Annotated in this window: 12 protein-coding genes; 8 read left to right on the top strand and 4 right to left on the bottom strand. The window is 35.3% G+C overall.

The genetic code is table 11. The annotated features are described in order from the left end of the window. The 4 genes from ACJJVJ_RS08825 to ACJJVJ_RS08810 all read left to right on the top strand — a co-directional run bounded on the left by ACJJVJ_RS08825 (window position 1) and on the right by ACJJVJ_RS08810 (window position 2,173). Entirely contained in the window at window positions 1-540 is a 540-nt protein-coding gene (locus ACJJVJ_RS08825) for a hypothetical protein (protein WP_405369920.1), read from the top strand. A gap of 39 nt (window positions 541-579) precedes the next feature. Beyond that, a complete protein-coding gene (locus tag ACJJVJ_RS08820) occupies window positions 580-789 on the top strand; it encodes a hypothetical protein (RefSeq protein ID WP_405369919.1) in 210 nt (69 codons plus the stop codon). Continuing rightward, on the top strand, window positions 789-1,370 hold the full coding sequence (locus ACJJVJ_RS08815; protein WP_405369918.1) for a hypothetical protein: 582 nt from the start codon (window positions 789-791) through the stop codon (window positions 1,368-1,370). Before ACJJVJ_RS08820 ends, ACJJVJ_RS08815 begins: the two co-directional genes overlap by 1 nt. A gap of 242 nt (window positions 1,371-1,612) precedes the next feature. Continuing rightward, window positions 1,613-2,173 (top strand): hypothetical protein, encoded by a 561-nt coding sequence (locus ACJJVJ_RS08810; protein WP_405369917.1) that lies wholly within the window; start codon window positions 1,613-1,615, stop codon window positions 2,171-2,173. Window positions 2,174-2,281: 108 nt separating this feature from the next. On the opposite strand, the gene fabD is transcribed toward ACJJVJ_RS08810, so the two are convergent. Both fabD and ACJJVJ_RS08800 read right to left on the bottom strand, forming a co-directional pair. After that, entirely contained in the window at window positions 2,282-3,169 is an 888-nt protein-coding gene (gene fabD / locus ACJJVJ_RS08805; protein ID WP_405369916.1) for an ACP S-malonyltransferase, read from the bottom strand. Window positions 3,170-3,330: 161 nt separating this feature from the next. Continuing rightward, window positions 3,331-4,254, bottom strand: a complete 924-nt coding sequence (locus tag ACJJVJ_RS08800) for a dihydrofolate reductase (RefSeq protein ID WP_405369915.1) — start codon at window positions 4,252-4,254, stop codon at window positions 3,331-3,333. A 44-nt stretch (window positions 4,255-4,298) separates the two neighbouring features. Between ACJJVJ_RS08800 and ACJJVJ_RS08795 the strand changes: the two genes are divergently transcribed. The 3 genes from ACJJVJ_RS08795 (at window position 4,299) to ACJJVJ_RS08785 (ending at window position 8,569) form a co-directional block, all read left to right on the top strand. Further along, complete coding sequence (locus ACJJVJ_RS08795) at window positions 4,299-5,363, top strand: aminotransferase class V-fold PLP-dependent enzyme (protein WP_405369914.1); 1,065 nt, start codon at window positions 4,299-4,301, stop codon at window positions 5,361-5,363. A gap of 16 nt (window positions 5,364-5,379) precedes the next feature. Next, window positions 5,380-7,467 (top strand): T9SS type B sorting domain-containing protein, encoded by a 2,088-nt coding sequence (locus ACJJVJ_RS08790; RefSeq protein WP_405369913.1) that lies wholly within the window; start codon window positions 5,380-5,382, stop codon window positions 7,465-7,467. A gap of 292 nt (window positions 7,468-7,759) precedes the next feature. After that, on the top strand, window positions 7,760-8,569 hold the full coding sequence (locus ACJJVJ_RS08785; protein ID WP_405369912.1) for a hypothetical protein: 810 nt from the start codon (window positions 7,760-7,762) through the stop codon (window positions 8,567-8,569). 79 nt (window positions 8,570-8,648) lie between these two features. Here ACJJVJ_RS08785 and polA read toward each other — a convergent pair whose 3' ends face one another. Beyond that, a complete protein-coding gene (gene polA, locus ACJJVJ_RS08780) occupies window positions 8,649-11,474 on the bottom strand; it encodes a DNA polymerase I (protein ID WP_405369911.1) in 2,826 nt (941 codons plus the stop codon). A gap of 171 nt (window positions 11,475-11,645) precedes the next feature. After that, complete coding sequence (locus tag ACJJVJ_RS08775; protein WP_405369910.1) at window positions 11,646-12,923, bottom strand: MFS transporter; 1,278 nt, start codon at window positions 12,921-12,923, stop codon at window positions 11,646-11,648. A gap of 174 nt (window positions 12,924-13,097) precedes the next feature. Here ACJJVJ_RS08775 and ACJJVJ_RS08770 point away from each other — a divergent pair, with 174 nt between their 5' ends. Next, a complete protein-coding gene (locus ACJJVJ_RS08770) occupies window positions 13,098-14,321 on the top strand; it encodes a metallophosphoesterase (RefSeq protein ID WP_405369909.1) in 1,224 nt (407 codons plus the stop codon). Window positions 14,322-14,410: the final 89 nt, after the last annotated feature.

Here is a 14,410-nt window from a genome sequence, read left to right as displayed (position 1 = left end):
ATGAAACATTTATTTCTATTTATTTATTTAATTATTAATTCATGTCAAGCACAAAAAGCCACTGATTATGAAAATAAAGTTTATAAGTTACTGAATGAGGTTTTTGAGCGTAAATCAGAAAATTCTAGCAGTAATAACGCTTACATAAATATTAACCACAATCTAAAAGAATCAACAAAAAACTTAGATGACGAAATTTTGAAAAAACTGTTGGTGAATGCAAATAGTAAAAATAATATTTATTTACCGAAGGATATTTTGGATGATAAAAAATGGAAACAAACTAACACTGATTTTTTAATTTCAACTTTTGATCAAAACAAAATTTCAATTCCAAATTTGATTTTTTGTAAAAATGACAATATGCCAAATAACAAAATATACTTGAAGAATATAAATGCCGTTTTGTTTTATGATCATTATGCCATTTTAAGTATCGAAATACAGCCTGGATTTAATTCAATCTCTTTGTTTAAGTTAGAACATAAAAAATATAATAGAATCACGACGATAACAAATCCTCCTTTAGGATATGAGTGATTTTAATAATATTTATAAATAAATTGATGTGAATCACTTATGGCAAACTCTTTGAAACAATGGCACAATGATCCTAGTGTAAGCGATATTGAATATACTAGAATGGCTTGGTCTGGTGCGATGAGAGTAAGCGAGGCTTTTGATCAAATAGACGATAACGAACAATTAGCAACTGAATTTCGTGATAGTGTAGAGTCTGGAACAGATGTAACTGGACAAATACCTATTGGAACTAAATCGTGCCCATAATGAAAATATTTACAATACTTTTTTTTCTTTTTATACTCTCATGTAAAACAGAAAATTCTGTTTATAAAACTCAATCATCTCTTGAAAAAACAGAACAATTAAACTATGAACAAAAGGTATATCAGTTACTAAACGATGCCACTAAATACAACAAGAAAAGCCCGATTAAAACAAAAAATGCTTTTATATATAAACACAACACTTTAATACAATCTGAAAAATATCTAAACTCAAAAGTATTTAAGTATTTATTGAGTAGTGCAAATTGTGTCTCAAATACTTTTTCAATAGAACAAAAAGAGAATTTAGAATTATGGCAGAATGACTTCGAGTCTTTTAATCAAGATTTTGATCAAAAATTTGTTACTAATTCTAGATTACAATTTATTTCAAAAAACAGTGAGCTAGATAATGAAGATCGATTTGTCACAGAAGTCTCAGCGATATTTTTTAATCACGATAAAGCTATTATTATAATGAACTATAAAAACGTTCTATTTTCAGCAAGGCTATATGTGAAAGAAAATGGAATATATTCTGGTAAGTGCACAGTTTTTGATCCGCCTAGTGCAGTTGAGTGAAATAATCTGATTAAATAGAACTGATAGCAAACTCTTTAGAACAATGGCATAATGACCCTAGTGTGAGTAGTATTGAATATACTAGAATGGCTTGGTCTGGTGGGATGAAAGCTAGTACAGCCTTTCAAGATCTTGACTTTAATTTTCAAAATGATTCAAATACTAGAAATGCCGTTGAATCTCAAATTTTTTCACCAAATCAACAATTTCCATTATTGGGAATAATACCAAATGATTGTTAAATGAAAACGATTCTTTTTACTTTTTTGCTGTTTGTATTTAACTGTGAAACACAAACACAAACATCAGCCTCTTACGATAGTGAGGTTTATCGATTGATCAATGCGATTTTTAAATCAAAAAATAACCACAGTCAAAACACTTTAATACCGATTAATATTTATCATGATTTAAATCAATCTAGCAAAAATATTGAAGATGAGTTGTTATCGAGATTATTAAATACTGCAAATAATGAAATAGCAATTTCTTTACCTGCAAGTATTCTTGAGGCCAAAAATTGGAAATCTACTAATACAGACTTTAAAAGTGATCGTTTTGATCAAAATAAGGTTATCGTTAAAAATGTTGTTTTTTGCGATCCATCAGATTGTAATCTCGTTAAGAAGAATGACAAAACAAATTTAATTTATACTATAAATGCCATCTTGTTTTTAGATAATTACGCTATAATTAAAACTAGGCATATGTCATCTTTCATTACTGTTTATTTATACAAAAGAGTAGGTGATGATTTTCAAAGACAAGCAATGATTACAGATCCTCCACTAGGATACGAGTAATTTTAAATATTATTTGAAATAAAAAAACCTCCCATGAAAAACTGCGTTTTCCATGGGAGGTTTTTTACTCTGAGAACGAGCTAAATTTTATTCTCTCTGATCTAATTCTTACTCGGCAACACTACCTTGACTCACTGTGGTAGAGCGATCTATTTTCTTAATCAAGCCTTGTAATGCTTTTCCTGGACCTACTTCTATAAATTCTGTAGCGCCGTCTTTAATCATCTCTTGAATAGACTGTGTCCATTTTACAGGTGCAGTAAGCTGGTAGATAAGATTGGTTTTAATGTCATCTGTGTTTTCTACGGCAAATGTGGATACATTTTGATAAATAGGACACATAGGTTTATTGAATTCTGTGCTTTCTATTGCTTTAGCAAGTTCTTCTCTCGCTGGTTCCATTAATGGAGAGTGAAAAGCACCACCTACTGGTAAAATTAAAGCTCTTTTTGCTCCTTTTTCTTTTAAGATTTCGCAAGCTTTTTCTACTGCAGGAATAGCTCCTGAAATCACTAACTGTCCAGGACAGTTATAATTTGCTGCTACTACAACACCTTCTACATCTTTACAAACCTTCTCCACGTCTTCGTCTGCCATACCTATAATAGCTGCCATAGTACTAGCCTGGTGCTCACAGGCTGCTTGCATGGCAAGAGCGCGTTTTGAAACTATTTTTAATCCATCTTCAAAGGTTAATGCACCTGCTGCGGTAAGCGCACTTAATTCACCTAGTGAGTGTCCTGCTACCATATCTGGAGCAAAATCAGCACCCATCATTTTTGCAAGAATTACAGAGTGTATGAATATAGCCGGTTGGGTAACTTTAGTTTCTTTTAATTCTTCAGCAGTTCCTTCAAACATGATTTTTGAAATCTCAAAACCTAGAATTTCATCTGCTTTTAAGAATAGTTCTTTTGCTGCTGGATAAGTATCGTATAAGTCTTTACCCATTCCTGTGAATTGAGCTCCTTGACCTGGAAAAACGTATGCTTTCATTTTATGTTTGTTTATTGAAAAGGCAAAAATAATGTTTTGTTGTCTAGTTTCCGTTCCCCAGCCCTAAAGGGTGCAGAAACTAATGTAATTCTGTAATAGAAACCTACCCTTTAGGGTAAGGGAAAAGGTTTCGGTTTTTGTATAGAGTATACTGCTAGAATCTACTTCCTCACCCAAGTTTCATAATCAAAACTATAAGCATGCTTCTCATCTGCAGGATGGTGTAGTGATGTTTTTATCTCCCATTTTGTAGTATCTATTTCTGGGAAATACGTGTCTACGTCAAATGTGCCGTGAACCCTCGTTAGCTCTATCTCATTAGACATAGACATGGCTAATTTATAAATCTCACCACCACCTATAATAAAAGGGTTGTTATCACCAGTCGTAGTTGCAAGAGCTGTTTCCATATCATGAACTACTATACCGCCATCTGCCCTGTAATTTTTATCTCTAGTTAGTATTACATGGGTGCGGTTAGGTAACGGTTTAGGAAAACTTTCAAAAGTTTTACGTCCCATAATGATGTGATGTCCTGTGGTAAGTGATTTAAATCTTTTAAAATCATCTGGTAAATGCCATACGAGATCGCCATCTTTACCCAACTCATTATTCATTCCTGCAGCAGCGATCATAGTAATTTTACGATTAGCATTTGGATTATCTATAGATAACGTGGTTTTAGGAGCTACGTATTCCTTTTGTACTTTCTTTTCTAATTGTGTGATGCGTTCTTTTTGTTTCTGTACCAGTTTTGCATATTGTCTCTTTTCCCATTCAGGACCTAGCAGCCTTTTAGTAATAAACACATTAAAAGCGTGGTAACAAAGTAATAGCAACCATGCAAAAATCACCCATATCCACCATTCTATATCTAGAATGCGTATAGGTTCTACTTTCATAAGCACTTGACTAATTATAATTAGTCCTACCGCACCTACTAGAAAAACAATAAAATGTGTAAAGAGACCACGCTTTTGCTTAATGCGTTTTTGCGCATTCTCAATCATTTCTTTTTGCTCTAAATCAATTCCAGGTATATCTTTTTTCTTTCTACCGAACATTCTAGTTATTTTTATACTCAAATTTACGCTATTATCCACATAGACGTTCTTAGCAATTGTATAAAATGATCGATCAATTTCCTATTCTTAAAGAATATACTTATCTCAATACGGCAAACCATGGCTTACTGTCTCAAGATATAGTGGACTATCGCGCTTCTCTAGATTTAAAAATGCGAGACCAGGCTTCTCTTTTTGCTAATAATCGCCATGTGTTTATAGAAGAAGTAAGAAATACGGTAGCAAATTTCCTGGACGCCGATCCTGATTTTACGGCAGTGATTCCTAATTTTTCTACCGCTTTTAATACTTTAATTAATGGTTTTGACTCTGCAAGTAGTTTTTTACTTTTAAAAGACGACTATCCATCAGTTAATAATCCAGTAGAGGCTCGAGGGTTTAAAACACATTATGTGGTTATTGATGAGCAAATGGAGCAAAATATTATGGCAGTTTGTGAGAAGGAGCAGCCAGATTTCTTCTGTTTTTCTATGGTTCAATACATATCTGGTATTAAGATGGACTTAGATTTCTTGAACGATCTAAAAAAACGATTTCCTAAAACAACTATCATTGCAGATTTTACTCAGTATGTAGGTTTTGAAGAATTCCGCTTTCGCGAAAGCGGAATAGACATCATCCTCGCGTCCTGTTATAAATGGTTGCATGCTGGAGATGGGAATGGTTTTATATGCGTGAAAGAAGAGGTACAAGAATCTATTTTTCCTATTGAGAAATTAGATGGTAATGCAAATAGTGGCATAAAGTCTAACGTAAATTTTATAAGCACTTTTGAACCTGGTCACCAAGATATGATGGCTTTTGGGACGCTGCAACAAGCTATTATTAAAGCACATGAATTGGGGTGGAAAACAATTAGTGAACCTATAAAGGAACTGGCGCTTAAGGCAAAACTAGCTTTTCAAGAAAGAGGATTACTTTCTACCGTCGTTTGTGGTAGAAAAGATCATTCTTCTATTTTTAATATAAAAGGAGATCAAGAACTATATGAAAAGTTACTAGACCATAACATTATTACCTCCTTGCGAGGCGATGGGCTTAGAATAAGTTTCTCATATTTTAATACAGAAGAGGACTTGATTAAGTTGTTGGAAGTCTTAGATTTGTAGTGCTATGATCACATTTATGAAAAAGTTCCTTGTACTTTGCCTAATTTTATTTTCACAATTCGGTTTTTCTCAAAATCCTAATGACTGTATAGACGCTATTTTACTTTGTGGTGATACAGATCTAGGAATAATTCCCTCAGGTATAGGTAGAAACGAGTTTGCACAATTCGGTAATCCAGTGCCGAGTTGTTTCAATTTTCAGACAGATCAAGCCTGGTTTAGGGTAGAAATAGAGACTACAGGAACTTTTAGTTTTGCATTAACACCAGACACTCCTCAGGCCGATTATGATTTTGCGGTTTTCGGACCGGTAATAAATTGTGATAATCTAGGGCCTGCCATACGTTGCTCTAGTACTAATCCATCTGATGCTGGCGTTACAGGTGATACAGGTCTTAATGACACAGAGGTGGATTTAACTGAAGGTCCTGGGCCTAATGGTAACGGTTTTTTACAAGAAATAACAGTTACTGCAGGAGATGTATATTATATAGTTATAGGTCTAGCAGTAGGTAATGGTGGTTTTTCACTATCTACTAGCGGTAGTGCTACATTACCACCATCACCTACGGCAAACGTTGTTGCAGATCTAGATGTTTGTGATAATCTAGGAGTACAAGATGGTTTTAGAGAATTTGATTTCACACCACTCGATGCAGATGTTCTTCTCGGACAAGCTAATACAACAGTGACCTATCATGAATCTCTTAATGATGCTAACATAGGTATTAATGCACTTACTTTTCCTTATACTAATGTTTCAAATCCGCAGGAGATATTTGTGCGTGTTATAAGAAATGATTCTAACTGTACCGATTTTACACAGTTTACTGTAGAGGTAGACGATACTAACGTGGCGACAGATGTAGATCCTTTTATTATATGTTCTGATAATGCAACTGAAGTTTTTGATTACAATACGGTAATTGATACACTAGTTCCTAATAATGCCAACTTAAACATTTCTTACCATCTTACTACTGCAGACGCTAGTAGTGATGCCAATCCACAAGGCTCTACATTTACTGCCACTACTACCGAAGAATTTTACTTTATTAAAGTAATAGACCCAACAGGACTAGCGTGTGAATACATTTTAAACACTTCACTTTTTGTTGCAAATCCACCATTGATCGCTACGCCTAACGATCTTGTATTGTGTGATGACGATTTTGATGGTTTTTTAAATGTCACCTTAAGTAGTCAAAATACTGATATTTTAAATGGTCTAGACCCAGCTTTACATCAGGTACGATTTTATGCGACACCTGCTGACCGTACTCAGGAGCAAAGCGCATTAGGTAATACGTATACCACAACTCAAAATCCGCAACGTATTTATGGACGAGTTACAGAAACGAGAACCTTGTGCTTTGCAGACGTAGAATTTGATATAACCATTAATCCTAGACCAGTACTTGCAGCCCAAGATGATATTATTGTTTGTGTAGATGCTGTTAATTCAACGAGAATAAGTGTGGAGACAGGCTTTGATCTTTATGAGTGGAGTACCGGAGAGATGGGTGCTACTTTAAATAGTATCGAGATAGATCAACCTGGAGATTATACAGTTACAGTGACTAATAATTTTGGTTGTCAAAATTCATTAACCATAACTGCTTTACCGTCTGATATAGCTGTGATAGATGATATCATTACACAAGATTTTAGAAACGGAGATAATACAGCACAATTTATCGTTTCAGGCCCTGGAGATTATGAATTTTCTGTAGATAATGGCGCTTTTCAAGACTCTAATTTCTTTTCTGGTCTCTACAAAGGGTTTCATACAGTTAGAATACGCGATAAAAATGGTTGTGGTACGCTAACTCAAGAATTTGTGGTATTAGATTATCAACGTTTCTTTACACCTAATAATGATGGTTTTCATGATTATTGGACATTAGACGGTATCACTACCTCGCCAGAAGCTGTGATTTTTATTTATGACCGTTATGGCAAGTTGCTACATCAAATGGCACCGCTAGGTCCAGGATGGGACGGTACTTATTTAAATACACCGTTACCTTCTAGCACTTACTGGTTTACTTTACAAATACCCAATAAGCCATTGGTTAAAGGTTATTTTGCTTTGAAAAGATAAGATAACGTTGATGTTCTCGCTTTCGCGAAAGCGAGATAATGATCCAACTTAATTCTCAATCATATAGCTTGTTTTACTAGGTGTTTACTACTAGATAGGATCTTAAATATTTAAGTTTTCTAATGAGTAAACATCATTTTATGTCGTTAATCGATAAATAACTATGTAGTTTATCGATTATTATCTTGTTTAATCCTAATAATCATGTATTTCGTCGATAGAAAATTCTTACATCTTTGATAAATTCATTTTATCTCTATACTTATTTATTTTGCAGTCATAACCCTGTATTATGAAGTTTACAAAATTAATTGCAGCCCTGACTTTTTTATTAACTGTTACCATGACTACTGCACAAGTAGGTATAGGTATCGCCTCACCTGAAGCGGCGTTAGACATAAATTCATCGGACACTGGTGTGTTGTTGCCTAGGATAGGTTTACTCTCTGCAACAGACGTAATGACTGTTGTTAATCCAGATGGAGGTGCGTTGGTAAATGGAACCATGATATGGAATACTGGAGATGCAGGTTTAGCACCTGCTGGATATTATTTTCATGAAGACGGTGTGTGGTATGAGGTAGCTAGAGGTACTACTCCTCAAGTGTTTTTTGGTAAACTTATTATAAGCGCCAAAGGAACACTGAATATTACAGACGTACCATTTAAACCAGAGTCTATTGAGTTTCTTGCCGTAAATAGAGTTCAAAATTATGATGAGACTTATAGATCAGGTGATAATAATTCTAATGATATAAGAATGGCTGGTGGGCAGACCATGGGATATGCTCAAACGGTAGGTACTGGTATTGATCAACAAGTGATATCTAGTGGTGCAAATGGCTCTAGTATAAATAACATAGGTACATACTCTTCTAGTAGCCACTGTATAGCAGCGTTTTTTGTAAATAATAATGGTCAGCCTATTCATGATGATGGAACGGCAGGCACTGCTACAGATGCAGAAGGCGGATTAATATCTGCATCATTACAATCTTTTGATGCCTCTGGTTTTACTCTTAATGTAGATAATTACTTAGGAGAAACTTCTACTGGAGTGAGAACAAATCAAATAGTGGTTATTTACAAAGCATATAGATAATTAGTAAGTATTGTAAACGAACAACTTCTAAATATAAAAAAAGACCTGCGGTAGCAGGTCTTTTTTTTATGTTTATAGTTTAATGCGCCTCTAACCAATTCTGTCCTATACCTACTTCCACATCTAGCGGTACACTCATTTGATAAGCGTTTTGCATCTCGTTTTGAATAAGCTTTTTCATATCTTCTAACTCGTCGTTATGAATGTCAAAAACCAATTCATCATGAACTTGCAATAACATTTTAGACTTGCAATTCATATCTTCAAACTTCTTGTGTATGTTGATCATGGCAATTTTAATAATGTCTGCTGCGCTACCTTGTATCGGTGCGTTTACTGCATTACGTTCTGCTGCGCCACGTACGATACCGTTAGAGCTATTGATATTATTTAAATAACGACGTCTTCCTAAAATCGTTTCTACATAACCATTCTCACGAGCAAAATCCACTTGGTCCTGGATGTAAGTTTTAAGTTTAGGATAAGTAGCATAATAGGTGTCGATCAATTCTTTTGCTTCTGCACGAGTAAGATCGGTTTGATTACTTAAACCAAAGGCACTTACACCGTATATAATCCCAAAATTCACCGTTTTTGCATTGCTACGTTGTTCTCTAGTCACATCTTCTAGTGCTACATTAAAAACTTTGGCAGCTGTAGAGGCGTGAATATCTTCACCGCTTTGGAATGCAGCGATCATGTTTTCTTCTTCACTTAACGCAGCAATAATTCTTAATTCTATTTGAGAATAATCGGCAGCGAGTAGTGTGTAGTTTTCATCTCTAGGTACAAATGCTTTACGCACCTGACGACCACGCTCTGTACGTATAGGTATATTCTGTAGGTTAGGATCTGTAGAACTTAATCTTCCCGTCGCAGCTACCGTTTGCATATAATTAGTGTGTATGCGTTTTGTATGAGCATTTACTTGCAGCGGTAATGCATCTACATAAGTAGATTTTAATTTGCTTAAACCTCTATAATCAAGAACATTTTGAATAATCGCGTGATCCTTTGCGAGGTAACTCAGTACATCTTCTGCAGTAGAGTATTGACCAGTTTTAGTCTTTTTAGGTTTTTCAACCAGGTTTAATTTTTCAAATAGAATAATTCCTAACTGTTTAGGAGAACCTATATTGAATTCTTCTCCAGCAACTTCATAAATATCTTTTTCTAGTTGTGCAATATCAGTTTCTAGATCACCAGATAGAGAATTCAAAAATTCTTCGTCTAGATTAATACCTTCTATTTCCATAGCAGCCAGTACATCTAGTAAAGGCATTTCTATATCGTTAAAAAGTTTATCAGTTCCTGCGCTAGCCAATTCTGGGGTAAAATGTTCTTTTAATTGTAATGTTATATCGGCATCTTCTACCGCATATTCTTTTTGTTTTTCTAGATCTACATCACGCATAGAAAGTTGGTTCTTCCCTTTCTTACCTATCAGTTCTACTATAGATTGCGGTGTGTAGTTCAAATAAGTTTCTGCCAGCACGTCCATATTGTGACGCATATCTGGATTAATAAGATAATGAGCCAGCATGGTGTCGAACATAGGTCCTTTTACATCGACTCCATATTTGTCTAATACTTTGATATCGTATTTTAAATTCTGACCTATTTTTTCGATGTTTTCACTTTCAAAAAATGGTTTTAATTCATCTACTATAGCTTGTGCAGCATCACGATCTTCTGGAATAGGTAAATAGAATCCTTTTCCTTGTTCCCAAGAAAAAGCAATTCCTACTAACTCGGCAGCAAGAGCGTCTAGACCTGTGGTCTCTGTGTCAAAACAAACGCTAGATTGTTTCATTAAAGACTGTAAGAACAATTTAGTTCCCATTCCTTCTTCTACTAACTGGTATAAGTGATCACTGCTAGCAAGACTATTGCGTCCTGTAGATTGTGCTTCTGTAGTGGTGCCAGAACCTGGAGCGTCAAATAAAGAGAACTGTCCAGCGCCAGCATCGTCAGTCTTAGTGCTTTTAGTTTTAGTCTCTGGTAAGTCTTTAGAAAATATTTTTGCTAGCGTTTCCTTTGCACGACGAAATTCTAACTCGTCAAAAATGTCGTGAACCTCTTCTACGTTAGGGTCGTCCAGTTCGTATTTTTTGGCATCAAAGGTTACCGGGCAGTCCAGTCTTATGGTGGCAAGTTTTTTAGAAAGAAGACCTAACTCTGCATTAGCGATTACTTTTTCTTTCATTTTACCCTTAAGCTGGTCGGTATTTTCTAGTAAACCTTCCATAGAACCGTACGCAGCGATAAATTTCTTTGCTGTTTTATCACCTACACCAGGTAATCCTGGGATGTTATCACTCGCATCACCCATCATTCCTAGGTAATCGATTACTTGTTCAGGTCGCTCTACTTCAAATTTCTTTTGTACCTCAGGAATTCCCCATATCTCAATTCCATTACCCATACGGGCAGGTTTGTACATAAAAATGTTTTCAGACACTAGTTGTGCATAATCTTTATCTGGTGTTACCATGTAAGTAGTAAAACCTTCCTTTTCAGCTTGTTTTGCTAGGGTTCCTATCAGGTCATCTGCCTCAATTCCTTCTACTACCTCTATAGGAATGTGCATTGCTTTAAGAATACGCATTATATAAGGAACCGCTATTTTGATAGCTTCGGGCGTTTCATCACGGTTTGCTTTGTAATCTTCGTACATCTCCACACGGTCTGCACTACCACCTTTATCAAATGCAACGGCTAGATATTCTGGTTTCTCACGTCTAATTACATCAAAAAGCGAATTTGTAAACCCCATAATGGCACTGGTATCCATACCGGCACTATTGATTCTAGGGTTCTTAATAAGTGCATAATAACCTCTAAATATCAAGGCGTAAGCATCTAGGAGAAATAATCTTTTATCGTTTGTACCGTCGTTAGTCATCGTGAAATTTTATGGACGCTAAAGATAAAAAACGAACCTAGGAAAATAAGAAATCTATAAGGCAATTATGACTTTTTATACACAAGGATGACCTGTGTAAAAAGCTATTTCTGTAAGAATGGATGGATAGGTGTTCCGCTTTCGCGAAAGCGAGATCAGAACAATTATTTTCTATAATGATGGCTCATCGATACTACTATCCTTAAAATCTTCTCTCAGATCTAAATTTCTAAAAGTAGGAGAGACCACTGCTGTAGTGATTACAGTAATTAATGTCATCGTACCACCGAATACCACGGCAGTTACTGTTCCCATTAATTTTGCAGTAACACCACTTTCAAAAGAACCCAGCTCATTTGAAGAACCGATAAACATGGAGTTCACTGATGCCACACGACCACGCATATGATCTGGGGTTTTGAGTTGGAGTATAGTCTGTCTTATAACCATAGAAACGCCGTCTGTCACACCGCTGAAGAATAAGGCGATTACAGAAACCCAAAAAGAAGTGGATAAACCGAAAATGATAATACAAACTCCAAATCCAAAAATGGCTGTAAGCAATTTCATACCAGCATTTTTACTAATGGGAATATATGCTGTAGCAATCATGGTTAATATGGCACCTACAGACGGCGCGGCTCTTAAAATGCCAAAACCCTCACTACCTACACATAAAATATCTTGTGCAAAAATAGGTAGTAAAATCACCGCACCACCGAATAGAACAGAGATCATATCTAGTGTTAGTGCGCCTAGAATAGCTTTGGTATTAAATACAAAACTTAAACCTTCTTTTAAACTTTGTAAAATAGGCTCGTTGACTTTGGTATTTAAGATGGGCTTTTTAGAAATAAGGAAAACGGTAAAAAATGATAACACGACTAGACTGAAAACAATGCATAACGACCAGTGTACACCGAACCAGTTAATCGCAAAACCGGAAAAAGCAAGTCCTACTACAGATGCTATTTGCCAGGCAGAACTGCTCCAAGTAGCTGCGTTAGGATAGACTTTTTTAGGTACGATAAGAGCAATCAAAGAAAATAGAATAGGACCGAAAAACGATCTTAAAAAACCGCCAAAAAATACCAAGGCATAAATACTATAAAGAATAGTGCTGGTAGACCAGTCGCTTACTATTTCTGGCCACGTAAGAAGAAATAATCCTAAACTGATGAGTGAAAAAGCGGCAATGCATAATGCTAGTAGATTGCGTTTTTCTTTTTGATCTACTATATGACCTGCAAATAATGCCATAGAGAACGCCGGTACAAATTCCATCAAACCTATTAATGCTAGCGACCATGGATCTTTAGTTAAAGAGTATACCTGCCACTCGATAACTATAAATTGCATTGACCAACCGAATACTAGGAGAAATCGCATTAACAAAAACGTGTTGAACTCCTTAATTCTTAATGCTGCGTATGGATCGTTTTTTGTCAAAATAATAGAATGAGGTATTGAGAGTGTAAAATTAAAGTATGTCTACGGTATAAATTTTACTTTTTAAGTAAAAACACAGAGGTTTTTGCTGGTAAATTATTTTGAATGATTTTCATTTTCAGTCTTTAACGATATTTGAACATTTTAAAACCCAAAAGACAGTAATTTAGCATTATGATTAGACTACTTATTGTTCTCGCGGTTTTTATCGTTCTTGAGTTTTATTCCTTTCAGTTAATACGCACCTTATCTAGAGGTCACTGGTGGAAATGGGTGTACCTAGCAGTTTCTGTTTTAGTTATTCTCAATGTGTTTTTACAGTTTTATTTAAATCCAGATCGCAGTCAGATATCTGCTTCTAGAGATGTGGCTATCACTATTACATTAGCATTTTTCACTTTGAAATTAGTGTTTGTCTTATTTATGTTCGGTGAGGATATTTATAGAAGTATAGAGGGTTTGATAAGCACGCTTTCGCGAAAGCGAGAATCAGATCAATCTTTTTTACCTAGTAGAAGGGCTTTTCTGGCTAAAGTAGGTCTTGCTGTTGCCGCATTACCATTCGGTGCTATTTTATACGGTGCATGGCGTGGTAAATATGATTATCAAGTAAGAGAATACGAATTAACCTTTGACGATTTACCAGACGCGTTTGATGGGTATAAAATCACACAGTTAAGTGATATTCATGTAGGTAGTTTTGATGATAAGGAAGAAGTGAAGTATGCTATTGATCTAGCAAATGAACAACAAAGTGATTTGATCTTATTTACTGGTGACCTAGTTAATAACGAAGCTAAAGAAATGCATGGTTGGGAAAGTATATTCGGTTCTTTAAAAGCAAAGGATGGAGTGTACTCTGTTTTAGGAAACCATGATTATGGAGATTATGTGCAATGGGATACTGACGAGGCTAAAGAAGAAAATATGCAGCACCTCTATAATATCCAGAAAGATATGGGGTGGAGATTAATGCTCGATGAAAATGAGAAAATCACTCGTGGTACGGACTCTATTTCTCTAGTAGGTGTGCAAAATTGGGGTGGCGGCCGTTTTCCTAAGTATGGAGATTTAGAAAAAGCATCTCAAGGATTAAGTAAGGAAGAGTTTAAAGTTCTTTTAAGTCATGATCCTACGCATTGGGATTTACAAGTTAAAGACGACGATAAGAAATACCACTTAACTTTGAGTGGTCATACACATGGTATGCAGTTCGGTATAGAAATCCCTGGTTTTATTAAATTGAGTCCAGCATGGTTTGTTTATAAAAAATGGGCTGGAATTTATAAAGAAGCAGGTCAATTCTTGAATGTGAATAGAGGTTTTGGTTTCTTAGGTTACTCTGGACGTGCGGGAATATGGCCAGAAATCACTGTGATCACTTTGAAAAAGGGTTAAAATCATAGATTTCTCAAATTTTTTTATGGCTGTTACTGTCTTGTTAAGAATAGTTTATGTTTTGTTTTGACGATTTTATGTACATTTGG

The organism is Nonlabens sp. Asnod2-A12, assembly GCF_045063745.1.
GTDB lineage: Bacteria > Bacteroidota > Bacteroidia > Flavobacteriales > Flavobacteriaceae > Nonlabens > Nonlabens xylanidelens.
The sequence above is the reverse complement of the archived record's forward strand: the minus strand, read 5'-3'. Positions and strand labels throughout refer to the sequence as shown.